The following is a 23,227-nucleotide window of genomic DNA, read 5'->3' as shown; positions in this document are numbered from 1 at the left end:
GAATTACCTCGCGTTGCCGACCGGAGATTCCGGCTGCAGCTTCAGGTACAGGTAGAAGAGCACCAGGGTGATCAGCACCAACAGTGCGGCGGCCGCACTGGCCAGGCCCCAGTTGAGGAACGACTGCACCTGCTGGATGATGAACTCAGGCAGCATCATGTTCTGCGCCCCGCCCAGCAGCGCCGGGGTGACGTAGTAACCGAGCGACATCACGAACACCATCAGCGCTCCGGAGAACAGCCCCGACCGGCACAGCGGCAGGAATACTTTCCAGAAGTTGGTCCACGGGCTGGCACCGCAGATCGACCCCGCCTGCAGCACCATCGGGTCGATGGCGTGCATGGTGGCCTGCAGCGGCAACACGATGAACGGAATCATGATGTAGCTCATGCCGATCACCACGCCGGTGAGGTTGTGCACCATTTCCAGTGGCGCATCGATGATGCCCATGGCCATCAACGCCTTGTTGATCACGCCCGAGCTTTGCAGCAACACCAGCCAGGAATAGGTCCGCGCCAGCAGGCTGGTCCACATCGACAACAGCACGATATTGAGCAACCAGCGGCCCCAACCCTTGGGCACCAGGGTGATCACCCACGCCAGCGGGAAGCCCAGCAGCACACTGATCAAGGTGACCACGCCGGCCACCGAGAAGGTGTTGAACAGCACCCGTGCGTAAGCCGAGTTGGCGAACAGCTGTTCGTAGTTGCCCAGCCCGGGTGTCGGCTCCAGCACGCCACGCAGCAACAGGCCGATCAGTGGCGCGAAGAAGAACAACCCGAGGAACAGCAGCGCCGGCAGCAGGTTGCGGCTGCCTTTCCAGCGCTGACCGAGGCCTGCGCGACGCGGTGCTGCGCCGGGGGCGCCGGTGCCGGTGGGGGCACCTTGCGCATTCTGCAGGGCGTTGATGGCGACTTTCATTTGACCAACCACTCATTCCAGCGCGCGGCGATGGCCTGGCCGTTCTTCGCCCAGTAGGCGAAGTCCAGGGTGACCTGGTCCTGGGCGTAGGCGGTCGGCAGGTTCGGTGCCAGGTCCTTGTCGAGCTTGGCGACGCTGTCGACGTTGACCGGGGCGTAGGCAGTCTTGTTGGCGAAGTCGGCCTGGCCTTCGGCGCTGCTGGCGTTGGCCAGGAACTTCATGGCCGCGTCCTTGTTCTTGGCGCCCTTGGGGACGACCAGGAAATCGGCCATGACCAGGTTCTGTTTCCAGCTCACCCCAACCGGTGCGCCGTCCTGTTGCAGGGCGTAGACGCGGCCGTTCCAGAACTGCCCGAGCGACGCTTCGCCGGAGGCCAGCAACTGCTGCGACTGAGCGCCGCCGCCCCACCAGACGATGTCTTTCTTGATGGTGTCGAGTTTCTTGAAGGCGCGGTCCAGGTCCAGCGGGTAGAGTTTGTCCGCAGCTACGCCGTCGGCCAGCAGGGCCAGCTCGAGCACGCCTGGGCTGGGCCATTTGTACAGGGCGCGCTTGCCTGGGTAGGCCTTGGTATCGAACAGCGCGCTCCAGTCGGCGGGCTTGGCGGCGCCCAGCTTGCCTTCGTTGTAGCCGAGCACGAAGGAGAAGAAGAATGAACCGACACCGTGATCGGAGACGAAACGCGGGTCGATCTTGTCGCGCTTGATCTGAGTGAAGTCCAGCGGCTCGAGCAGGCCTTCGCTGGCGGCACGCAGGGCGAAGTCGGCCTCGACGTCGACCACGTCCCACTGCACGTTGCCGCTTTCGACCATGGCCTTGAGCTTGCCGTAGTCGGTAGGGCCGTCCTGGACCACTTTGATGTTGGTGCTCTTGCTGAAGGGAACGGCCCATGCTTCTTTCTGGGCGTCCTGAGTGGTGCCACCCCAGCTGACGAAATTCAGGCTGTCGGCGGCCTGGGCAGCCTGGCAGGCCAGGGTCAGCAGGCTGGCGGACAGCACTGCGGTTACACGTTTGCTCAACAGCATGGTTACGCCCTCGTTGCTTTTTGTTATTCGAGGCGGGGCTTTTGGTGCGCCCGCCAACAGTGTTCGGGGAGCAGCTAAAACAAAGTGTCGTGTGGCCGAGTGTGAGTGTAGGTGTCGGCCTGCAGATTCAAGGTCTACGGGATATCATATTATGGTATTCCAAGATTTTGGCAAGGGGCACTTGCCGCGTAAAAGCGGCTGCAGCTCAAGGCTCGAAGGCAATGCTCTGGACGACTTCAAGTTCGTAGCCGGCCAGGCCTGCGTATTTCAGCGGAGGGCCGAGGTGGCGGAGCTTGCCGACGCCGAGGTCTTGCAGGATCTGCGCGCCGGTGCCGACTTCCGAGTAGACCTTCGACTGGCCGCGCTGGTACGGGCGTAGCGGCTGGGTCAACTGCGGCACGCGCTCGAGCAGCGCTTGCGAAGATTCGTGGTTGGCCAGGATCACCACCACCCCCGCGCCCTCTGCGGCGACTTTCTCCAGCGCCGCCCACAACGTCCAGTTGGCTGGGCCTACGTACTCAGCGCCGACCAGGTCACGCAACGGATCGATTACATGGACCCGCACCAAGGTCGGTTGCTCGCGGCGAATGTCGCCCATCACCATGGCCATGTGCACGCCACCTTCGATGCGGTCCTCGTAGGTGACCAGGCGGAACGTGCCGTGCACGGTCGGCAGTTCGCGTTCGCCGATGCGCTTGATGGTCTGCTCGGTGCTCAGGCGGTAATGGATCAAGTCGGCGATGGTGCCGATCTTGATGCCATGCTGGGCCGCGAAGACCTCCAGGTCCGGGCGACGGGCCATGCTGCCGTCATCGTTGAGCACCTCGACGATCACCGAGGCGGGGGCGAAGCCCGCCAGGCGCGCCAGGTCGCAACCGGCTTCGGTGTGTCCAGCGCGGGTCAGTACACCCCCTTCGCGCGCCCGAAGCGGAAAGATATGGCCAGGTTGCACCAGGTCTTCGGGGCGCGCATCGGGCGCCATGGCCGCCGCCACGGTGCGGGCCCGGTCGGCCGCCGAGATACCGGTGGTGACGCCGCTGGCGGCTTCGATCGACACGGTAAAGGCAGTGCTGAAGGCGCTGCCATTGGCCGGGACCATCTGCTCCAGGCCCAGACGCTGGCAGTGCTCGTCGGTCAAGGTCAGGCAGATCAGCCCGCGCGCCTGGCGGGCCATGAAGTTGATGGCCTGGGCCTCACAGCGCTCAGCGGCGATCAACAGATCGCCTTCGTTCTCCCGGTCTTCGTCATCCACCAGCAGGACCATCTTGCCCTGGCGATAGTCCTCGATAAGTTCTTCGATGCTGTTGAAAGCCATGCTGCACGCTCACTGTGGTGGGTAGTTTTTATGGTATACCATCATACACAAATAACTTTGGCGCAGGAGAGCAGTGGATGAAAGCCTATTGGATTGCCCACGTCGATGTCAGCGACCCCGAGCAGTATCAGCAGTACACCCAGCGTGCCCCGGCGGCATTCAAGGCGTTCGGTGGGCGTTTTCTGGCCCGCGGTGGGCGTAGCGAAGCGCTGGAAGGTCGACCTACGCCCCAGCGTAGCGTGGTGATCGAATTCGATTCGTACGAGCAGGCCCTGGCTTGCTATCGGTCAGCGCTTTACCAGGACGCCTGTAGCCATCGCCAGGGGGTGGCGCACGCCGACGTCATCATCGTCGAAGGGTTCGAGCCGTAACCGAACGCAGCAGGCCCCTGGCGAGATCACCGCCAGGGGCCTGCTGCCAAGTGCACTTTACTGCAGGTGTACCTTCAACTCGGTACCGGCCTGGCGCAAGGCAGCCTGCACAGCCGGTACCTGACTCAGCGGGTTGAGCAGCCCGTAGTCGTGGATCATGCCGTTATAGCGCACCGAGGTCACGCTCACGCCGGCGGCGTCGAGCTTGCGCGCATAGGCTTCGCCTTCATCGCGCAGCACGTCGAATTCTGCAGTCTGCACCAGTGCTGGCGGCAGGCCTTTGAGCTGCTCGCTGCTGGCGCGCAGGGGCGAGGCGTAGATCTGGGCGCGGGCCTTGGCATCGACGGTGTAGTTGTCCCAGAACCACTTCATCATCCCGGTGGTCAGGAAGTGCCCCTCGGCGAACTGCTTGTAAGAGCCGGTCTCGAAGCTGGCGTCGGTCACCGGCCACAACAGCAGCTGGAAGCGCAGGGCAGGGGTGCCGGCCTCTTTGGCCTTGAGCGCGACCACCGCGGCCATGTTGCCCCCCACGCTGTTGCCAGCCACCGCCAGGCGTTTGCCGTCGACGCCGATTTCCTTGCCGTGGGCGGCTACCCATTGGGTCGCCGCATAGGCCTGGTTGATCGCGGTCGGATAATGGGCTTCCGGGGAAGGGGTGTAGTCGACGTAGACCGCCACCGCGCCGGAGTTGACTACCAGGTCGCGGATCAGCCGCTGGTGGGTCGGGAAGTCGCCGAGCACCCAGCCGCCGCCGTGGAAGAACATGAACACCGGCAGCTCGCCCTGGACATTGGCCGGACGCACCACTTGCAACGTGATCGACTGGCCATTGGCCTGAATGACCCGTTGCTTGACCTCGATGCCGGACACATCCACCTTCACCGACGCCTGCGCCCCGGTGAGCACGGCACGGGCCTGCATCGGGCTGAGTTGCTCGAGCGGCTTGCCGCCGCCGTTTTCCAGAGCCTGAAGAAACGCCTGGGTATGATGTTCGACACCTGGGCTGCCAGCGGCGAACGCACTGGAAACCGAGAGGGCGAGGAGCGACGCGGTGAGGGCTTTTTGGACATTGTTCATGTGCGAATCCTTGACTGTACCGGGAGGGGTGATGGGCGTCTTGCCTGGCGTTGAGGCCATCGCTGCGACCTGGGAGAAGTTTAGAAGGGTGCAGGCGTGGGAAAAAGCCGGTATAAGGCGTTTGACTGTCACCAAGAGCAAGACAATGAACCCTTACGAAGACATGCGAATCTTTGCCCAGGTCATGGAAGCGGGCAGCTTCACCGCCGCTGCCGAGCGCCTGGGCATGTCCAAGCAGTCGGTCAGCCGGCGCTTGATGCAATTGGAAGAACGCCTCGGCGTGCGCCTGCTCAACCGCTCGACGCGACGCCTGGATGCCACCCCCTTGGGCCAGCATTATTACCAGTCGGCCCTGCGCCTGCTCGGTGAGGTGCAGCAGGTCGAACACGACATCAGCGGCCAAACCCAGACCTTGCGCGGCACCTTGCGCCTGAGCGCGCCGCTGTCGTTCGCCATGGCCCATCTGGGGTGTCTGCTGACCGAGTTCCTGCGTGTGCACCCGCTGGTCGATGTCGAGGTCGACCTCAGTGACCGGCCGGTGGACCTGATCGGTGAAGGCTATGACCTGGCGCTGCGCATCGGCGCCCTGGAAGATTCCAGCCTCATCGCTCGGCGCATCGCCGATGTCGAGCGGGTGTACTGCGCCAGCCCCGCCTACCTGCAGGCCCGGGGCGCACCGGCCAGCCCTCAGCAACTGGCCGACCATGATTGCCTGCCTTATGGCCACTCGCGGCACGTGCAGTGGCACTTCGTGCAGGGCGGCAAGACCCAGACGATTCAGGTCTCGGGGCGCATGCGCGCGAACAACGGCGAATTGCTGCGCGATTCGGCGATTGCCGCGATGGGCATCACCTACCTGCCGACCTTCATCGTCGGCCAGGCGCTGGCCGATGGCCGTCTGTTGACGGTGCTCGATGACTGGGCAACGCCAGCCTTGCAACTGTCGGCGGTATACCCGCAGCACCGCCAGGTGGCACGGCCGGTACAGGGCTTCGTCAACTTTCTGCGCGAGCGCCTGGCGCAGCTTTGACGCGGGCTTGGCGTCTGCGCGCAGCAGGCTATGCTTGAGGCATGACCACACCCATGCCACTTCGCCAAGCGTGTCCCCCTGGTGCCTGTGATTGCGGCCGTGAGCAGCTGGCCGCGCAGCCGCTGGCGGCGCAGCGGATCCTCTTGCTCACCCGTCAGGAGGAGCAACGCCTGCTCGAGCGCCTTGCACAGGTGCAGGATCTGCAAGACCTGCAACGCTTGCAGCAGCGCCTGTACGACAATCTAGGCATCCGCGTGCATATCGGCCCTGGCTTGAACGAAGTGCGGACCATGCGCGGGATCGTCATTGAACTCGAGGCCCAGCCGGGCTTGTGCCGCAAGACCCGCCAGGCCATCCCTGCTGCAATTCGCCGTGGCCTGGAGCGCAATCCGCAGGTGGCGTTCCGCCTGCTTGACGCCCACGACCTGCTCAAGGATGCCGGGGGCTAATTTTCCCGTTGCCTGCAACGTCTACCTTAGCAACCTGCCTGCGCCAGGCGCGCGCGGGCGTCCATCACTCAAGGAGACAGGCAATGACTTCCGTATTCGACCGCGACGATATTCAGTTCCAGGTAGTGGTCAACCACGAAGAGCAGTATTCCATCTGGCCCGACTACAAGGCGATTCCCGAGGGCTGGCGCGCGGTGGGCAAGAGCGGCTTGAAGAAAGAGTGCCTGGCCTACATCGATGAAGTGTGGACCGACATGCGTCCGCTGAGCCTGCGCCAGCAGATGGCAGCAGCTGCCGCTCAGTGAATGCCTTGAACTTGCTGTGCGTGCCGTATTCCGGGGCCAGCGCCATGGTTTACAGCCGCTGGCGGCGCAAGCTGCCGGCCTGGCTGCAGGTGCGCCCGGTGGAACTGCCTGGGCGGGGTGCGCGCCTGGCCGAGCCGCTGCAGACCGACATGCAGGCGCTGGCTCGCCAGTTGGCCGCCGAACAGCGCGCCCAGGCCATGGCGCCCTATGCGTTGCTCGGCCACAGCCTCGGTGCTTTGCTGGCGTTCGAGCTGGCCCATGAACTGCAGGCGCTGGGTTGCCCGCCACCGCTGGCGCTGCTTGCCTGCGGCACCGCCGCCCCGACTCGGCGTGAAGACTACGATGGCAACAACTGGCGCGCGCCGAAAAGCGATGAGGCGCTCAAGCAGGAATTGCGCGAGCTCAATGGCACCCCGCCAGAGGTGCTCGAGAATGCCGAGTTGATGAGCCTGACCCTGCCGGTGCTGCGCGCCGATTTTCTGCTGTGCGGGCGCTACAGCTACCGCCAGCGACCGGCTTTGCAGTGCCCGGTGCACGTGCTGGGGGGCGATCAGGATCGCGCTGACCACGCTCAGTTGCAGGCATGGAGCAAGGAAACCTGCGCTGAATTTTCGTTGCAGATGTTCCCCGGCGGGCATTTTTTCATCCATGAACATGAAGACCGCGTCTTGCAAACGCTGGTCGACACGCTGCAAGCGGCTCGTCTCGCAGCGCCTCGTTGCCTGCCGGTTTGACGCTGGCGCCTGACTCGGACAGGCTATGGCCCAATCTGGCAGCGCCTCGCGCCCTGCTTCATCTGATTGAGCCAAAGGCCGCGCATGCTGATCGAGTCGCCCAACCTTTTCAAACGCCGCCCATGGGCCGTGACGCTGCTGGCCCTGGCGCTGTTGCAGGGCTGCGCAGGGCGACCAGAGGAGCCGCCTGCGCCCGATCCCGCCCAGGTGCGGGCGCAGCTGCTGCGCCTGCTGCCGGCGCATGTCAAGGATCGCGAGGGTTGGGCCAAGGACATTCAGGTGGCCTTCGAAGCCCAGCGCCTCGCCCCTAGCAAGAGCAACCTGTGCGCGGTGCTGGCGGTGACCGAGCAGGAATCGACCTTCAATGCCGACCCACAGGTGCCCAACCTCGGGCGCATCGCCCGTGGCGAAATCGAGCGCCGCGCCGCGCGCGTGCACGTGCCGCGGCTGCTGGTCGACGCTGCCTTGAAGACGCCGTCGGGCAACGGCCAGAGCTATCAGCAACGCCTGCTGGCGGTGCGCAGCGAGAAGCAGCTCAGCGCGCTGTACGATGAAGTCATCGCCCGCCTGCCGCTGGGCAGGACCTTGCTCGATGGCCTGAACCCCGTGCACACGGGCGGGCCGATGCAGGTCAGCATCGATTTCGCCGAGCACCATGCCCAGGACTATCCCTACGCCTACGCAGGCACGCTTCGCCAGGAGGTTTTCAGTCGGCGGGGCGGACTGTACTTTGGCATCGCCCACCTGTTGGGCTACCCAACCCACTACCAACGCCAGCTCTACCGTTTCGCCGACTTCAACGCCGGCTGGTACGCCAGCCGCAATGCGGCGTTCCAGGCGGCGCTGAGCCAGGTGACCGGAGCGAACCTGGCGCTCGACGGCGACCTTATCGCCCCAGGGGCGATCATGCCCGGCAGCACCGAGCTGGCGGCGCGCAAGCTGGGCGCCAAGCTAGGGTTGCGCAATCCACAGATCCGCCGTGAGCTGGAGCAGGGCAACAGCCTGGCCTTCGAAGACAGCGAGCTCTACCACGGGGTGTTCGCGCTGGCCGATGCGCGCGCCGGCCAGGCAGTGCCGCGCGCGCGGCTGCCGGGCATTGTGCTGAAAAGCCCGAAGATCACCCGCAAGCTGACTACAGCCTGGTTCGCCGAGCGGGTAGACGGGCGCTATGAGCGCTGCATGAACCGCTGATCAGGCAGGCAGGCGCGGCGCCGTCATCGAGCCCATCTATCGGCCCATCCAGTCTATCGATTTGACTGCGACATACTGCCTCAGTACCTTGCCCAGCTCCTCGTTTCAACCCCGAGATTCACTGTTTGCCTAGCCTGTAAAAAATCCGCGCCACCCCTCGTAATCCTTAAATTTCCGACCTCCGGCAGGCCTTCAGGGGCATGCCTGGCGTCCCTGCGTTCGAGTCAAGATCCCATGTCCGTCAATGCCCCATCGCACATCACCGAGCTGGTCATCGAGGCCGGCACCAAGAAAGCCCAGCTCCCTGTCCGCGCACTGCTGATCCTGGGTTTCCTCGCCGGTGGCTTCATCTCCATGGGCTTCATTCTGGATATTCATGTCAGCGCCATGATACCTGGGCAGTGGGCTTCGCTCGGCAATCTGCTGGGGGCCGCGGTATTCCCGATCGGCCTGATCCTGGTGATCCTGGCGGGCGGCGAGCTGCTGACCGGCAACATGATGAGCCTGCCGCTGGCCATGTTCGCCGGGCGCATTGGCTGGGCCGCCGTGGCGCGCAACTGGTTGCTGGTGACCCTGGCCAACCTGCTGGGCGCGCTGTTCGTGGCCTACTGCTTCGGCCATCTGCTGGGCCTCACCGAAGGCGTATACCTGGCAAAGACCGTGGCCGCAGCCACCAGCAAGGCCAGTGCCGACTTCGTGCATGCCTTCGTTTCCGGGATCGGCTGCAACTGGCTGGTGTGCCTGGCCGTCTGGCTGGCCTACGCCAGCCGGGAGATGAGCGGCAAGATCCTCGGCATCTGGTTCCCGATCATGGCCTTCGTCGCCATTGGCTTCCAGCACGTGGTCGCCAACATGTTTCTGATCCCGGCCGCGATCTTCGCCGGCTATCTGAGCTGGGGCGCGCTGCTGCACAACCTGGTGGCGGTGTTTCTCGGCAACGCAGTGGGCGGAGCGATCTTCGTCGGCCTGGCGTACTACGTTTCGTTCGCTGCGCCCATCAAAGAGCAGGCGCCGGCCCAGTGAATGGTGCTGCCCGTTCCACAGGCAGGCGCGGTTAACGCGCCTTGCCCAAAGCCTCGGGATTGGCGACGTTTTGCGGCTGTCCGGCGCTGAAGGCGAGCACGTTGTCGAAGGCGTCGCCGAAGTACAGCTCGTAGCCGTTTTTCTCCACGTAACCCAGGTGCGGCGTACACAGTACTCGCGGGTGGGTGAGCAGGGGATGGGCAGGGTCGAGCATGGGCTCCTGCTCGAACACGTCGAGGGCTGCGAAGCCTGGGCGGCCAGCCTCCAGTGCCTGCAACAGAGCACCGGGCGCGATGAGCTCGGCGCGGCTGACATTGACCAGCAGGGCGTCGGGCTTCATCCGCGTCAAATCGTCGAAGCTGATCCGGTGGCGGGTGAGCTCCGACAGGCGCAGGTTCAAACTGAGGATGTCCGCCTCGGCAAAAAACGCTTCGCGTGACGCCGCCGCGCGGTGGCCATCGGCCTCGGCCGCTGCTCGGCTGCTTTCGCTGCCCCACACCAGCACCGGCATGTCGAACGCCTGAGCATAGCGGGCCAGACGCTGGCCAATCTTGCCATAGCCCCAGATGCCCAGCAGCTGACCGGCCAGCGCCTGACCGAGGTTGACCTGCCATTGACCGTGTTTGCACGCCTCGATGGCCGGCACCAGTTGGCGCCGCGCGTTGAGCATCAGCGCCCAGGCCAGCTCGGCCGGGGCGACCGGCGAACCACGGCCCTCGCTGACGACGATGCCCCGCGCGCTGCACGCCGCGAGGTCCAGATGGCCGGCGATCTTGCCGGTCTGGCTGATCAGCTTGAGGTTGGGCAAGCGCTCGAGCAGGGCGGCATCGATGCGGGTGCGCTCGCGGGTCAGGACCAGCGCTTCGGCATCGGCCAGGCGTGCCGTCAGCGCCTCGAGGGACAGGGGGTGCTTGTCATGAAACACGCTCACGGCATGCCCGCCCAGGCGCTTGAAGCAGTCGAGCGAGCGAATCACGTTCTGATAATCGTCGAGGATGGCGATGCGCATGGCGAGAGCCCTGGTCAGTGGTGAGTCGGTAATGGTTACTGCCCGGTATCAGCGAGGTCAATGATGGCAGACAACCGCACGCTGCACTTCTAGATTCAACAAGCAAGCCGGAAGCCCCGCACAATAAGAAAAGGGACTCAACATGCACGCCCATCCCCAAGCTGCGAACGCCTGGCGAATCCTGTTCCTGCTGTTTCTCGCCAACTTGTTCAACTTTTTCGACCGCACCATACCCGCGATCATCATCGAGCCGATCCGCCTCGAATGGCACCTGAGCGATATCCAGATCGGCCTGATCGGTACTGCGTTCACCCTGGTTTATGCCATCGCCGGCCTGCCCTTGGCGCGTCTTGCCGACAACGGCTCGCGCAGCAAGGTGATGGGGTGGGGGTTGGTGGTGTGGAGCGGCTTGACCGCCGTCAACGGCATGGTCGGCAGTTTCTGGAGTTTCTTGCTGGTGCGCCTTGGCGTAGGCATCGGTGAGGCCAGTTACGCACCGGCCGCCAATTCGCTGATCGGCGACCTGTTTCCGCCTGAGCGCCGGGCGCGCGCCATGGGCATCTTCATGCTGGGCTTGCCGCTTGGACTGTTGCTGGCGTTCTTCACCATCGGCGCAATGGTCCAGGCGTTCGGTAGCTGGCGCGCGCCGTTCTTCATCGCTGCCGTGCCTGGCCTGGTGCTGGCACTGTTCATCTTCATGATCCGCGAGCCGGCGCGTGGCGCCGCGGAGGCGGTGCCCATCGCCCAGGCAGCGCCAGACAAACCGCTGCGCCGGGTGCTCAGCGTCCCGACATTCGCCTGGCTGGTGCTGGCAGGGCTGACCTTCAATTTCGCCTCGTACGCGTGCAACTCGTTCATGGTGCCGATGCTGCAACGCTACTACCAGCTGCCGCTGCACGAAGCCGCGGTGGCCACAGGCGTGATTGTCGGCGTGACCGGCTTACTGGGCCTGACCCTCGGCGGTTGGTTGGCCGACAAGGTGCATCAGCGTTGGGCCAATGGGCGCTTGCTGTTCGCATCGGTGAGCATGCTGGTGGCCACCTTGGCCACTGCCTGGGCGCTGCATGCCGGGCGGATCGAGCTGGGCCTGTTCGTCGTGGTGTTCGGCATTGGCTGGTTGTTCTCCTACAACTTCTACACCTGCGTCTACACCGCGATCCAGGATGTGGTGCAGCCACGGCTGCGTGCCACGGCGATGGCCTTGTACTTCGCCGGCCTGTACCTGCTCGGCGGTGGCTTGGGACCGGTCGTGGTCGGCGGGCTGTCCGATCATTTCGCCCAGGCGGCGATGCGCAGCGCCGGTGAACTGCAGATGAACGAAACCTTCAAGGCGGTGGGCTTGCATGACGCCATGTACCTGATCCCGGTGGCGCTGATGCTGACCTTGGTGTTCCTGCTGCTGGCGTCGCGTTGCTACCAGCGTGACGCCCAACGCATGCGCGACGGCATGGTGGCCGACCGTGCGCTACCGGCAGCAGAATTGGCCTGATGCGTCGGCACCTGGGGCGTGCCCTTTGCGCTGGCTAGTGCACTGCCACAGGCGGCGCTGGCGTCTAGATAGCGCCAGACAGTTGCTCACTCAGAAGGGGCTGTCGCCGTGCAGCGGCCAGTCGCGGTGGCATTCCACCAGAAAGTCGACGAACACCCGCACCCGCGCCGGCATCGCCGGCCCGCCGACGAACACGGCATGCAAGGGCTCGCGGTCGCCCGGGTTGTAGTCTTGCAAAAGCGCCACCAGTTCGCCGCGCTGCAACTCATCGGCGACCGTGAACAAGCCGATCCGGGCGATCCCTGCGCCAAGCCTGGCCAGTTGTGCCAGTGCTTCACCACTGCTGCAGGCGATATTGCCGGTCACCTTCAGCGAAAAGTCCTGGCCCTGCCGGCGAAACGGCCAGTCCGGCATCGCCCGGCGAAAGTTGAAGCGCAGGCAGTTGTGCTGCGCCAGGTCTTCTGGCCGTTGCGGTGTGCCGCAGCGGGCCAGGTAATCCGGCGAGGCGACCACCACCTGGCCGGTATGCCCAAGGCAACGGGCGCTCAGCGAGCTGTCCGGTAGCTGGCCGAAGCGCAGCGCCACATCGGCTTCGCCGCCGTGGATGTCGACGATTTCGTCACTGAGCGTAACGTCTACCAGTACCTCGGGGTAACGGGCGCTGAAGGTGCTGAGCAGGGGCACCACGGTCTGACGGCCATGCCCCAGCGCTGCACTCACCCGCAGCCGGCCACGCGGTACGCCCTGGTCGGTGATGGCCTCTTCGACTTCGAGCAGATCGGCCAGAATCCGCCGCGCGCCGCGCAGGTAGGCCTCGCCCTCGTTGGTCAGGTTAAGTGCACGGGTGGTGCGCAGCAGCAGCCGCGTGCCCAGGCGCTGTTCCGTGCGGGCGATGATGCGGCTGACGGCTGAGGGCGTCAGCCCCAAGGCGCGTGCCGCCCCGGACAGACTGCCTTCCTCCACGACTTTGCTGAATACCTCCAGCTCACCCGAGCGACCTGCGTAGTCCATTTGTGCCTCCAGCGCAAAGGTGGTTGCCGGAAAACCGGTCTAGTGCATCGCAAAGCGCGATCGTAGCATTCATTGCACAGATAAGGAGCTTTGCATGCGTATCAATCCCCCGCTTGTTGCACTCGCCATCGGTGCCTTCGGCATCGGCGTCACCGAGTTCGCCCCCATGGGCATGCTGCCCGCCATCGCGACCGACCTGGGCGTGTCGATTCCGGCGGCCGGGCTGCTGGTCAGCGCCTATGCCCTGGGCGTGTTGATCGGCGCCCCATTGATGACCTTGGCCACCGGCAAGGTGCCGCGGCGCTGGCTGTTGATCGGGCTGATGGCTATCTTCACCCTCGGCAACCTGCTTTCAGCCCTGGCCACGGATTATCAGAGCCTGCTGCTTGCACGCGTGGTGACGTCGCTGAACCATGGCGCTTTCTTCGGGGTCGGTTCAGTGGTTGCCGCCAGCGTGGTAGCACCTGAAAAGCGCGCCGGGGCGGTGGCCGCGATGTTCATGGGCCTGACCCTGGCAACCATCGGCGGCGTGCCGCTGGCGACCTGGTTCGGTGAACTGCTCGGTTGGCGCACCGCGTTCTGGGGTATCGCCGGCCTCGGGTTGGTCGCAATGGCCGCCCTGTGGCTCGCCCTGCCCAACGTGCCACTGCCCAAGAGCGACGGGGTGATGGCGGAGATTCGCGTGCTCGGTCAAGGCCCCGTGCTCGCGGCGTTGACGCTGACGGTGGTGGGCTCCAGTGCCATGTTCACGGTGTTCACCTACATCGCGCCGCTGCTGCACAGCCAGGCACACGCCTCGACCCCCTTCATCACGGCGATGCTGGTGCTGTTCGGTGTGGGCTTGACCTTGGGCAACATGTGGGGTGGCAAGGCCGCCGACCGCTCGGTCGATCGCACCTTGATGGCCGCGCTGCTGGTGCTGATCGCGGTGCTGCTGGTGTTTCCGACGCTGCTGGACTGGTCACTGCCGACCGCGATGGCGGTGTTGATCTGGGGCATCGCCAGCTTCGCCCTGGTGCCGCCACTGCAGATGCGCGTGATGGATGCTGCCAAGGATGCACCGAACCTTGCCTCGGCGGTGAACATCGGCGCCTTCAACCTGGGTAACGCGATTGGCGCGGCGTTGGGCGGGGCAGTGATCGATGCGGGTCTTGGCTACCCAGCGGTGTCGTTCGCCGGGGCAGGCATGGCCGCCCTTGGTTTGGTGTTGACCGTGGCCTGGCGCAGTCGGCCGCAGGTTTCGCCAGCACGCGCGGCGATGTAAGACCCGCGTGAACATATTGAGCGAGGGCCACTTGGCGCTGCTGGCACAGTAAATTAGAATCACTTCTATTTACGCTTGCGCAGACCCTCGCCATGACCGACGCCGCGTTGTCCCCGGAGCACAGCTTGCACGCCTTCTACCGCGACCATCGAGGCTGGCTGGAGGCGTGGCTGCGTCGGCGCATGGGCAATGCCTGGGATGCCGCGGACTTGAGCCAGGACACCTTCATGCGGGTGCTGACCAGCGCCCAGCCGCTGGCCGAGATCCGCGAGCCGCGCGCCTATCTGCTCACCGTCGGCAAGCGCCTGCTGAGCAACCTGCACCAGCGACGCAGCGTCGAGCGCGCCTACCTCGAGGCGCTGGCGCAGTTGCCCGAGCACAACCTGCCGTCGCCCGAGCAACGCTGGATTCTGCTGGAAACCCTGCAAGCGCTCGATGAACTGCTCGATGGCCTCAAGCCGCCGGTGCGCCAGGCCTTTCTGCATAGCCAGCTGGAGGGGCTGGGGTATGAGCAGATCGCCGAGCGCTTGGGTGTTTCGCTGCGGACCGTCAAGCGCTACATGGCCCAGGCCTACGAGCACTGCCTGCTCGCAGAGCTGCTGTGAGCGGGCCATCGGCGCACACGCGCGAGGTGGTGCGCGCCGCCGCTCGCTGGTTGGCCCTGGTGGAGTCTGGTCAAGCGAGCCCCGGCGATCTCGATCGATTGGCGCAATGGCGCGCCAGCGATCCGCTGCATGAGCAGGCCTGGCAGAAAGCGCAGGTGCTGCGCCAGCGCTTCGCCCAGCTACCCAACGCCGTGGCCATGGCGACCCTCGATCGTGGCCAGGCCAGCCGCCGCGCGCTGCTCAAGCAGGCCTTGGCGATCGCCGCCGTGGCGCCCAGCGCCTGGCTGCTGAGCCAGCAGGTGCCGCTGCAGGCCTGGATCGCCGATGTGCATACCGCGGTCGGCGAACGGCGTCAGTGGACGCTGGCCGATGGCACGCACGTGCAACTCAACACCGACAGCGCCGTCGATATCGACCTTGCGGCTCGGCAGGTGAAGCTGATCCGTGGCGAGTTGGCCATCAGCATGGCGCAAGGGCTGGCGATGACCGTGCAGGTTCCTGAAGGTCACGTGTCGCTGCGCGGTGCTGAGGTGTGCCTACGGCTGCGCGATTCAACCTGTCAGGTCTCGGTCATCCGCGGCGCGGCGACCTTGCAACCGCTGCGCGGCAGCGCGAGGGAGCTTGCAGGTGGCCAGCAGGCCAGCCTCGGCGCCATGGCGGCAGGGCCGGTCAGCGCCACCGATGACCTGCTGCTGGGCTGGCGCGACGGCGTGCTGCGTGTCAATGACCGGCCACTGGACGACCTGCTGCGCGAGCTGCGTCGTTATCGGCCCGGGATACTGCGATGGCCGCCCGAGCTTGCGCGCCTGCGCGTTACCGGCACCTTCCGTCTGGACGACACCGACCGCGTACTGGATTTGCTGGCAGCCAGCCTGCCGCTGCAGGTGCAGCGCCGTACGCGATACTGGGTCACGCTGGTCGTGCGCGATAATCACGCGTGAGCCTGTCCCCTTTTCTGGCCTCGCCGGTCATTACCGGTAGAAGACAATAAAGGGAGCGTTCTCGATGCCTGCTGTATCGCCTTTTAACACCCGCCGGTTGCGGTCTACCGGCTTGGCCATGAGCCTTTGGCTTGCGGCGATCCCCGGCGCCGTCAATGCCGTGGAGGCCACGCGCAATTACCAGATACCCGCCGGCAGCCTGGGCGCGGCACTGACCCGTTTTGCCGATCAGGCCGGCGTCAGCCTGTCACTGGATCCGGCACTGCTCGGCAATCGGCAGAGCGCCGGCCTTGCAGGTGACTACAGCGTCGATCAGGGCTTCATGCAGCTGCTGCGCGGCAGCGGTCTGCAATTGCAGGCGGTAGGCGAGGGTGCCTTCACCTTGGTGCCGTCTGCGCAGGGGCAGGGCGCGCTGGAGATCGCCCCGACCAGCATCGTCGGCGCTCAGGCCATTGCTGGCGAGAGTTCGCCCTACGCGGGCGGGCAGGTCGCCCGCAGGGGCGCCAAAGGTCTGTTGGGCGCTCGCGATTTCATGGACACGCCCCTGAGCATGACCAGCTATACCCACGAACTGGTCAAGAACCAGCAGGCCCGAACCCTCGGCGACCTGGTCGCCAGCGACCCGTCGGTGCGCGCTACCAACCCCGCAGGCGGGCGCTTCGAGCAATTCACCATTCGCGGCTTCAGCCTGTTCAATAGCGATGTGTCCTACAACGGCCTCTACGGCATCCTGCCGACCTATTCCATCGACATGGAAATGGCGGAGCGCGTCGACATCCTCAAGGGCCCTAGCCAGTTGATCAACGGCATTTCGCCGCGTGGCAGCGTGGGTGGTGCGATCAACGTCGTGCCCAAGCGCGCCGAAGCACGTCCTGTCACCGAATTCACCGGCAGTTATGCCTCGGACGGCCAGGTAGGCGGTGCGGTGGATGTCGGGCGACGCTTTGGCGATCAGCAGCAGTTCGGCGTGCGCCTGAATGCAGTCAAGCAAGCCGGTGACACTGAGTGGGACCACCAGCGTGTCGAGCGTGAAATGGCCGTGCTGGGCCTGGATTTTCGCGGCGAGCGCCTGCGGCTGTCGGCTGACCTGGGCCACACTGAGCGCGACACCGATGCGCCTCAGGAGCGCGTCCTGGTAGGGGCCAATGCCAAGGTGCCGAAGGCCGACGATGTGCGCCACAACTATGCCCAACCCTGGAGCAAGGCACGCACCAACGACACCTTCGGCGCGTTGAATGCCGAGTACGACCTCAGTGATTCGCTGATGGCCTATGGCGCCGTGGGTGCGCGCGAGAGCAACCACGATTTTCTGCGTCACAATGTCTCGATCAGCAACGACGCCGGCGATTTCACCGTGCAACCTCGTGACTTCACCCGCGATGAATCGGTGCGCACGGCCATGGCCGGTCTGCGCCACTGGTTCAGCACCGGGCCGGTCAGCCATGAGCTGAACCTGGCCGCCAGCTATTTCTACATGGACTTCACCAACGGCGGTGCGCGCTATGCGTCGGCACCGAGCAATCTTTACAACCCGGTGGTCACACCGACGCCCGGCAGGCCAACCCGCCTGGACCCTAAGGTCTACACCGAGAACCGGTTCTCCGGCGTCGCCCTGGCCGATACCCTGGGCTTTTACGACGATCGCCTGCTGCTGACCCTCGGCGCGCGCTGGCAGCGGGTTCAGGTCGATGACTGGAGCGATGGGGTAAAGGGCGAAACCGCCTACGACGAAGAAAAGCTGTCGCCTTCAGCCGGTGTGCTGCTCAAGGTCACCGATCAGCTGTCGCTGTACGCCAACTACATGGAGGGTTTGAGCCAGGGTAAGATCGCACCCTCGACCTCGATCAACGAAGACCAGATCTTCGCCCCGTTCATCAGCCGCCAAGTCGAGGTAGGCGCCAAGTATGACCTGGGCCGGCTGGCCTTCACCGCCAGTGCCTTCCGCATTCGCCAGCCCGCTTATGAAACCAACCCGCTGACGCGCATCTTCGGTCCCAACGGCAAGCGCGACAATCGCGGTGTCGAACTCAGTGTGTTCGGTGAGCCGCTCGATGGCGTGCGCCTGCTCGGCGGCGTGATGTACATCCACAGCGAGCTGACCGATACCGTCAACGGCGCCTATGACGGCAACCGAGCGCCCGCCACGCCGGAATACAACGTCAACCTCGGCGCCGAATGGGATATCCCAGGGGTCAACGGCCTGACCCTGACCGCGCGCGGCATTCATTCCAGCTCGCAGTACCTGGACCAGAACAACAGCAAGCAGATCGACGGCTGGGAACGCTTCGACCTGGGCGCGCGTTACGCCTTCAAGGTCGATGCTACCGATGTCACCGTGCGCGCCAGTGTCGAGAACGTGATGAATGAGCGCTACTGGGCATCGGCTGGCGCATCGGATGACAGCGAGCCGGGGCTGACCCTATCGACCCCACGCACCTATCTGTTGTCGGCGACGCTTGGCTTCTGAGTCTCGGGCGGCGCGCTGGGGCCACGGCTAGCGACTCAGATCGGCCTACGGCAAGCCATTGCGGCCATGGGCCAGATAGCCTGGTCTGAGGCTAAGGCGCTCGTAGTAGGCCGTGACCGCCGGTAGGCGCGGTTGCTCGAAGGGCGTGGCGAACCAGCGCTGGACCGACAGGCCGATAGGGATATCGGCCAGGGTGAAACGTTCACCGGCCACGAATGCGCCGGTGCGCGTCAGTTGCTGCTCCAGAATCGTCATATGGTGTGCCCATGGATTGAGGGCCAGAAACGCCGGGGTGTCGGTCGACGCATAGCCCTGACCCCAGTCCTCGCGTTGGTAGGTAATGTCGAACTCGGCGCAGGCCCACAACACCTTGCGCACGTTGATTGAAGAAGCCCTGCCCAGTATGCGTAACATGCCGTCGTCCATGCCCAAGTGAGCGCTGATCGTCGATCAGACGATTGCCGCCAGTCAAGCAGCCGCGCCGGTGAGCGACGATATCCTGGCACGCCGTTCAGGCGCTTGCCTGACGACGCGTAACTTGGCACCCTTGGCCCGCATCGATCCTCTGTGCCGTCATAAAAGGAAGCGCACCGTTGAGTTGGGATAAAGTCGGCAAATTCTCGGTAGCCCTGGTGCTTGGCCTGGTGCTGGTGCTGGTGGCGTACCTGCTGCTCAGAAATCCGCCACGTCTCGAGGCGACCCTCAACTATGCCTACCTGACCTATCCCAGCCAGTTCAGCGAACGCATCAGCAAAGCCAATGACCAGCTCAAGTACGAGCAACTGCAGCCGCGCGTCAATCGCATTGGCGAGGGTGTGCTGAGCCAGTATCAGGTCGACAAGCTCATCGAGCTGGCCCAGGCCCCGTACGTGCAGCTGTTTGCCAAGCCGTTCGAAGCCGGGTTGGTCGACCACCGCACGGGGCTGGTGATCGATCTGCACAACCGTGGCGACAGCGAGGTGCGCGAGGTCAAGGTCCGGCTGCCGGCCAAGGGCCTGGTGCAGGTGCGCGATGCGGCAGGCAATGACACGCTGTATGAAGCGGCCACCGCCCAGGTAGAGATCGCTGCCATCGAACCGGGCGCCGCGTGCAAGATCTGGGTGTATTTCGACGCCGATTATTCGCAGATCCGCCAAGGGGGCATCAGTGTCAATTTCGCCGGGGGCGAGGCGCAGTTGCAGGTCTACCGCGAATTTATCGGCTTCCCGGCAATGGTGGCGCGCTACAGCCACGAACTGGTGGCCCTGCTCGGGCTGGCGCTGCTGGCCTTGCTGATACTGGGGTTTGCCTGCCTGCGCCGGCGGCGGGTGCCAGCGCACTAGGCCTCGGTCAGGCCGGCACCATCGCAAAGCCCACGCCGAAACGGTTCCAGGCATTGATGGTGGCGATGGCCAGCGTCAGGTTGGCCACCTCGGCCGGCTCGAAGTGCGCGTGCAGGGCTTGGTAATCGGCCTCTGGCGCGCCGCGCTCGGGCAGGCGGGTGAGGCATTCGACCCAGGCCAGTGCCGCACGCTCCCGCGGCGTGAAGTAGGCGGTCTCCTGCCATACCGACAAGGTCTGCAGGCGTGCTTCGGTCTCGCCGGCCTTGCGTGCATCGTTGGCGTGCATGTTCACGCAATAGGCGCAGCCGTTGATCTGCGAGGCGCGCAGACGGATCAGCTCCAGTAGCGAAGTCTCCAGGCCACTGTTGGCCAGCGCCTGTTCCAGGCCGATCATGGCCTTGTAGGCCTGCGGCGAGTGTTTGGCCCATTCGATCCGGTTGTGCATGAGGTGCTCCAGGGTGCGTGGTGAAGGTGTCGCTACCTTACGCCCGGCAGCGCCCAGGCTCGATAGCCAATCGGGCAGTTTGCCGGGAGGCCAATTGCCCAGTGGGCCGGCCACTGACCTGCATCCAATCTCTTCATTTCTACCCTGGCTGGCTGGACGGGATAATGGCCCGATCTTGGGTGGAGTGGCGTTGTGTGATGAGAGGGGCAATCAATCTGCTGCTGGTGCTGATGCTGGCAGTCAACCTGCGGCCGCTGCTGACCAGTATCGGCCCGTTACTCGAGCCAATGCGCGCCAGTACCGGCCTGGGTTATCAGCAAGCGGCCTTGCTGACCGCCTTGCCGGTGCTGTGCATGGGGCTGGTACCCTTGCTGCAGCCTTGGCTGCGCCGCTGGATCAGCGAACATGGCGGCATGCTGGGCGGGCTCGGCGCGATTGCCCTGGCTTGCCTGTGGCGTCTGCAGCTCGATAGCGCCTGGGCGCTGATCGCCAGCGCGGTGCTGGGCGGGCTTGGCGTCGCGGTGGTGCAAGGCATGATGCCAGGGCTGGTCAATCGCTGGTTTCCCAAGCGTCTGGCGCCAAGCATGGGCCTGTACTCAGCGGCATTGATGAGCGGCGGCGGCTTGGCGGCAGTGCTCGGGCCGCGAATCAGCGAGCATGTTGGCCAATGGCAGGCAGGCTTGGGGGTGTGGGCCGCGCCGGCGCTACTGGCGGTGCTCGCCTGGGCCGCGTTGCGTCCTCGCCACTCGGTAGCGTCACTTGGCGGTGGCGGCGGGGGGCATTGGTTTGGCACCCGTCGCGCCTGGTTGCTGGCGGTGTACTTCGGCCTGATCAATGGCGGCTACACCAGCATGGTTGCGTGGTTGCCGGCCTACCACCTTGAGCATGGCGGTACGGCGCAGGGCGGTGGTGACTTGGTCGGGGTGATGACCCTGTTGCAGATCACCGGCGCCCTGGGCCTGCCGTTGCTATTGCGCCGCTTTGCCGATCGGCGCCCAGGCCTTTGGTTGGCGCTGACGGTCCAGCTGGTGGGCTTCGCGGGGTTGCTGCTGGCGCCCGCGCAGGCCATCGAACTGTGGGTCGGCATGATCGGCTTCGGCCTGGGCGCCTGCTTCAGCCTGAGCCTGACCTTGACCCTGGAGCACCTCAAAAGCCCTGGCGAAGCCGGCAGCCTGGCGGCCTTCGTTCAGGGTATCGGGTTCATCATCACCGGCATCGTGCCGTACATCACGGGGTGGTTGCGCGACAGCAGTGGCGATTTCCAGGCTTCTTGGATGCTATTGACCGCCACCGTGCTGGCCATGTGGCTGGTGACCGCCTGCTTCGCGCCGCGCGGCTATGCCACCGCCATTGCGCGGCCGGCCGCCGGTGGCCAGGCGGCGCGGCTCAACTGAGCTGCTGCAAGGTGTCGCGCACCCGATCCAGCGCCGGGTCGATATCCAACAGCTCGATGGCACCAAAGCCCATCAACAACCCTGGCCGCAGTGGCGCTTCGCTGAAGAACGGCGCCAGTGAGTACAGGCCGACTTCGACCTTGCGCGCCAGGCTGATCAGCAGCTCGACGTCCACCCCGGGGCGAGCCAAGGCGCTCAGATGAAATCCGGCGCTGGCGGGCACGGCGCTGAACCACGGCGCCAGGTTGCCGTCCAGGCGGGTCAGGATGCGCTCGCGGCGGGCGCTGTAGATGTCGTGGCAGCGGCGAATGTGCTTGTTCAGATGGCCTTCGCCAATGAACCGCGCCAAGGCCCATTGCAGCAAGGGCGGGCTGTGCCAGTCGCTCAGGTGCTTGGCCACGCACGCCGCACCCAGCACTGCTGCAGGGAGCACCGCGTACCCCAGGCGCAGCTCCGGCAGCAGGGTCTTGGAGAAGGTCCCGACATAGGCGACCAGGCCGTGCCGATCGAGGCGCTGCAAGGCGTCTGGCGCTGGGCCTTGGTAGCGAAATTCGCAGTCATAGTCGTCTTCGATGATCAGCGCACCAAGCTCGGCGGCACGCGCCAGCAGGGCATGGCGGCGCGCCTCGCTCATCGGCATACCCAATGGAAACTGATGCGAAGGTGTCACGTAGATCAGCTGTGTGCCATCGGCAATGGCGTCGACGCACAGGCCTTCGCCGTCTACCGGAATGGACTGCAGCGTGGCGCCCAGCGCTAGAAACAGCTGGCGTGCAGGTGGGTAGCCTGGGTCTTCCATGGCCACCTGGCAGCCGGGTTCGACCAGCACCCGAGCAATCAGGTCGAGCGCCTGCTGGGCACCATTGCACACCAGCACATCGGCAGCGCTGCAGCGCACGCCCCGGCTGTAGGCAATGTGATGGCTGATGGCTTCGCGCAGCTCGTGCAGGCCCTGGGCGGCAAAATGCCGCTCTGGGTGGCGCTGGCTGCGGCGCAGGGCGTAGTTCAGGCAACTGCGCCATTGATCGAACGGAAACTGCGACTTGATCGAGGCGCCGCCGACGAAGTCATGGCGCGAGGGCGCCTGCGTGGCACGTGCCGCCAACACCGTGGCACGCTGCTGCCAGCGTTCGAGCGCGGCGGCTGCGGCCAGGGGTACTGCTGGTTCGGCGGGGTTCTGCAAGGGCTGGCGCGAGGCAATGAAGGTGCCGCGACCGACCACGGCGCTGAGCAGGTTGTCGTAGCTCAGCCGCGAATAGGCCTCGGCGACGGTCTTGCGCGATACGCCCAATTGTTCGGCCAGCAGCCGGCTCGGCGGCAGTTGCGTACCGGCCGCCAGGTGACCGCTGTCGATGCCCGCGCGCAGCTGCTGATAGAGCTGGTCGGCCAGGCCCTTGCGGCCTTCGAGGCGAATGTGCAGTTCCATGGTCATCGTCCGCAACACGAAACGGCTGAGGATAACGGATCAGAACCGCGCCGTGCTCACCGTGATGTAGCCCTTGGTGGCGAGGTCGATCCGGATGACGGTCTCATCGGCCGGGACCTTGCGCTTTTGCTTGATGCAAACGCCCTTGACGCCAATGGCGCGCATGCGGTGGGCGATGGCGCGGCCGGTGGGGTCAAAGAAGATTTCGCTGGCAAGCAGTTCGATGCGCTCGACCAGCTGACGGGTGCGTTCATCGGTGGCGCAGAAGAACAGTACACCTGACAGGTGGGGGTCGTCGTCCGGGTTACTGACTTGGTGAGCCAGCAGTTCGCGCAGGGTGCTGCGCAGTTCGGCGGTGGTGCGGGTATCTGGGTGCATACGCAGCCTCCTGGGATCGCAGGCTTCGATCTTGTTTC

24 protein-coding genes are annotated in these 23,227 nt (G+C 65.0%); 14 read left to right on the top strand and 10 right to left on the bottom strand.

The window, feature by feature from the left end:
• Positions 1 to 3 precede the first annotated feature (3 nt).
• From ACLEJW_RS04500 to ribBA, 3 genes are all read right to left on the bottom strand, one after another.
• Entirely contained in the window at positions 4 to 921 is a 918-nt protein-coding gene (locus ACLEJW_RS04500) for an ABC transporter permease (protein ID WP_145187030.1), read from the bottom strand.
• Complete coding sequence (locus ACLEJW_RS04495; RefSeq protein WP_313299582.1) at positions 918 to 1,943, bottom strand: polyamine ABC transporter substrate-binding protein; 1,026 nt, start codon at positions 1,941 to 1,943, stop codon at positions 918 to 920. The genes ACLEJW_RS04500 and ACLEJW_RS04495 overlap by 4 nt, the downstream gene beginning before the upstream one ends.
• A gap of 205 nt (positions 1,944 to 2,148) precedes the next feature.
• On the bottom strand, positions 2,149 to 3,258 hold the full coding sequence (gene ribBA, locus ACLEJW_RS04490) for a bifunctional 3,4-dihydroxy-2-butanone-4-phosphate synthase/GTP cyclohydrolase II (RefSeq protein WP_440777046.1): 1,110 nt from the start codon (positions 3,256 to 3,258) through the stop codon (positions 2,149 to 2,151).
• 77 nt (positions 3,259 to 3,335) lie between these two features.
• On the opposite strand from ribBA, the gene ACLEJW_RS04485 reads away from it, so the two are divergent.
• Positions 3,336 to 3,629, top strand: a complete 294-nt coding sequence (locus tag ACLEJW_RS04485; protein ID WP_145187021.1) for a DUF1330 domain-containing protein — start codon at positions 3,336 to 3,338, stop codon at positions 3,627 to 3,629.
• 57 nt (positions 3,630 to 3,686) lie between these two features.
• On the opposite strand, the gene ACLEJW_RS04480 is transcribed toward ACLEJW_RS04485, so the two are convergent.
• Positions 3,687 to 4,706 carry an alpha/beta hydrolase gene (locus tag ACLEJW_RS04480; protein ID WP_440777045.1) on the bottom strand — a complete coding sequence of 340 codons (1,020 nt, stop codon included), beginning with the start codon at positions 4,704 to 4,706 and terminating at the stop codon, positions 3,687 to 3,689.
• A 145-nt stretch (positions 4,707 to 4,851) separates the two neighbouring features.
• On the opposite strand from ACLEJW_RS04480, the gene ACLEJW_RS04475 reads away from it, so the two are divergent.
• The 6 genes from ACLEJW_RS04475 to ACLEJW_RS04450 all read left to right on the top strand — a co-directional run bounded on the left by ACLEJW_RS04475 (position 4,852) and on the right by ACLEJW_RS04450 (position 9,438).
• A complete protein-coding gene (locus tag ACLEJW_RS04475; RefSeq protein WP_440777044.1) occupies positions 4,852 to 5,736 on the top strand; it encodes a LysR family transcriptional regulator in 885 nt (294 codons plus the stop codon).
• Between the two features lie 41 nt (positions 5,737 to 5,777).
• The gene (locus ACLEJW_RS04470) at positions 5,778 to 6,185 is read left to right on the top strand and encodes a hypothetical protein (protein ID WP_145187013.1); all 408 of its coding nucleotides are present in this window, start codon (positions 5,778 to 5,780) and stop codon (positions 6,183 to 6,185) included.
• A gap of 83 nt (positions 6,186 to 6,268) precedes the next feature.
• Entirely contained in the window at positions 6,269 to 6,490 is a 222-nt protein-coding gene (locus ACLEJW_RS04465; protein ID WP_145187010.1) for an MbtH family protein, read from the top strand.
• Complete coding sequence (locus ACLEJW_RS04460; protein WP_440777043.1) at positions 6,487 to 7,224, top strand: thioesterase II family protein; 738 nt, start codon at positions 6,487 to 6,489, stop codon at positions 7,222 to 7,224. Before ACLEJW_RS04465 ends, ACLEJW_RS04460 begins: the two co-directional genes overlap by 4 nt.
• Positions 7,225 to 7,308: 84 nt before the next feature.
• Complete coding sequence (locus ACLEJW_RS04455; protein WP_440777042.1) at positions 7,309 to 8,415, top strand: DUF1615 domain-containing protein; 1,107 nt, start codon at positions 7,309 to 7,311, stop codon at positions 8,413 to 8,415.
• Between the two features lie 234 nt (positions 8,416 to 8,649).
• The gene (locus ACLEJW_RS04450; protein ID WP_145187004.1) at positions 8,650 to 9,438 is read left to right on the top strand and encodes a formate/nitrite transporter family protein; all 789 of its coding nucleotides are present in this window, start codon (positions 8,650 to 8,652) and stop codon (positions 9,436 to 9,438) included.
• Positions 9,439 to 9,469: 31 nt separating this feature from the next.
• Here ACLEJW_RS04450 and ACLEJW_RS04445 read toward each other — a convergent pair whose 3' ends face one another.
• Positions 9,470 to 10,447 (bottom strand): D-2-hydroxyacid dehydrogenase family protein, encoded by a 978-nt coding sequence (locus ACLEJW_RS04445; protein WP_313455422.1) that lies wholly within the window; start codon positions 10,445 to 10,447, stop codon positions 9,470 to 9,472.
• A 142-nt stretch (positions 10,448 to 10,589) separates the two neighbouring features.
• Between ACLEJW_RS04445 and ACLEJW_RS04440 the strand changes: the two genes are divergently transcribed.
• A complete protein-coding gene (locus ACLEJW_RS04440) occupies positions 10,590 to 11,936 on the top strand; it encodes an MFS transporter (RefSeq protein WP_145186998.1) in 1,347 nt (448 codons plus the stop codon).
• 90 nt (positions 11,937 to 12,026) lie between these two features.
• Here the strand turns inward: ACLEJW_RS04440 and ACLEJW_RS04435 are convergent, their stop codons facing one another.
• Positions 12,027 to 12,947, bottom strand: a complete 921-nt coding sequence (locus ACLEJW_RS04435; RefSeq protein WP_440777041.1) for a LysR family transcriptional regulator — start codon at positions 12,945 to 12,947, stop codon at positions 12,027 to 12,029.
• A gap of 94 nt (positions 12,948 to 13,041) precedes the next feature.
• Here ACLEJW_RS04435 and ACLEJW_RS04430 point away from each other — a divergent pair, with 94 nt between their 5' ends.
• The 4 genes from ACLEJW_RS04430 to ACLEJW_RS04415 all read left to right on the top strand — a co-directional run bounded on the left by ACLEJW_RS04430 (position 13,042) and on the right by ACLEJW_RS04415 (position 18,224).
• A complete protein-coding gene (locus ACLEJW_RS04430; protein ID WP_313455416.1) occupies positions 13,042 to 14,211 on the top strand; it encodes an MFS transporter in 1,170 nt (389 codons plus the stop codon).
• 92 nt (positions 14,212 to 14,303) lie between these two features.
• A complete protein-coding gene (locus ACLEJW_RS04425; RefSeq protein WP_145186990.1) occupies positions 14,304 to 14,816 on the top strand; it encodes a sigma-70 family RNA polymerase sigma factor in 513 nt (170 codons plus the stop codon).
• The gene (locus tag ACLEJW_RS04420; RefSeq protein WP_313645086.1) at positions 14,813 to 15,757 is read left to right on the top strand and encodes a FecR domain-containing protein; all 945 of its coding nucleotides are present in this window, start codon (positions 14,813 to 14,815) and stop codon (positions 15,755 to 15,757) included. The genes ACLEJW_RS04425 and ACLEJW_RS04420 overlap by 4 nt, the downstream gene beginning before the upstream one ends.
• Before the next feature lie 64 nt (positions 15,758 to 15,821).
• Positions 15,822 to 18,224 (top strand): TonB-dependent siderophore receptor, encoded by a 2,403-nt coding sequence (locus ACLEJW_RS04415; protein WP_440777040.1) that lies wholly within the window; start codon positions 15,822 to 15,824, stop codon positions 18,222 to 18,224.
• 45 nt (positions 18,225 to 18,269) lie between these two features.
• Here ACLEJW_RS04415 and ACLEJW_RS04410 read toward each other — a convergent pair whose 3' ends face one another.
• Complete coding sequence (locus ACLEJW_RS04410; RefSeq protein ID WP_440777039.1) at positions 18,270 to 18,638, bottom strand: hypothetical protein; 369 nt, start codon at positions 18,636 to 18,638, stop codon at positions 18,270 to 18,272.
• Positions 18,639 to 18,817: 179 nt separating this feature from the next.
• On the opposite strand from ACLEJW_RS04410, the gene ACLEJW_RS04405 reads away from it, so the two are divergent.
• Positions 18,818 to 19,546, top strand: a complete 729-nt coding sequence (locus ACLEJW_RS04405; protein WP_145186979.1) for a hypothetical protein — start codon at positions 18,818 to 18,820, stop codon at positions 19,544 to 19,546.
• Between the two features lie 7 nt (positions 19,547 to 19,553).
• Here ACLEJW_RS04405 and ACLEJW_RS04400 read toward each other — a convergent pair whose 3' ends face one another.
• Complete coding sequence (locus ACLEJW_RS04400; protein ID WP_313301817.1) at positions 19,554 to 19,991, bottom strand: carboxymuconolactone decarboxylase family protein; 438 nt, start codon at positions 19,989 to 19,991, stop codon at positions 19,554 to 19,556.
• Positions 19,992 to 20,188: 197 nt separating this feature from the next.
• Here ACLEJW_RS04400 and ACLEJW_RS04395 point away from each other — a divergent pair, with 197 nt between their 5' ends.
• Complete coding sequence (locus tag ACLEJW_RS04395) at positions 20,189 to 21,385, top strand: CynX/NimT family MFS transporter (protein ID WP_440777038.1); 1,197 nt, start codon at positions 20,189 to 20,191, stop codon at positions 21,383 to 21,385.
• Here ACLEJW_RS04395 and pdxR read toward each other — a convergent pair.
• Both pdxR and ACLEJW_RS04385 read right to left on the bottom strand, forming a co-directional pair.
• Positions 21,378 to 22,811, bottom strand: coding sequence for a MocR-like pyridoxine biosynthesis transcription factor PdxR (pdxR, locus tag ACLEJW_RS04390; protein ID WP_440777037.1), 1,434 nt, complete (start codon positions 22,809 to 22,811; stop codon positions 21,378 to 21,380). The genes ACLEJW_RS04395 and pdxR overlap by 8 nt on opposite strands.
• A gap of 39 nt (positions 22,812 to 22,850) precedes the next feature.
• Positions 22,851 to 23,189 carry a hypothetical protein gene (locus ACLEJW_RS04385; protein ID WP_313301795.1) on the bottom strand — a complete coding sequence of 113 codons (339 nt, stop codon included), beginning with the start codon at positions 23,187 to 23,189 and terminating at the stop codon, positions 22,851 to 22,853.
• Positions 23,190 to 23,227: the final 38 nt, after the last annotated feature.

It is taken from the genome of Pseudomonas sp. SMSB3 (assembly GCF_052041965.1).
Taxonomy (GTDB): Bacteria; Pseudomonadota; Gammaproteobacteria; order Pseudomonadales; family Pseudomonadaceae; genus Aquipseudomonas.
The sequence above is the reverse complement of the archived record's forward strand: the minus strand, read 5'-3'. Positions and strand labels throughout refer to the sequence as shown.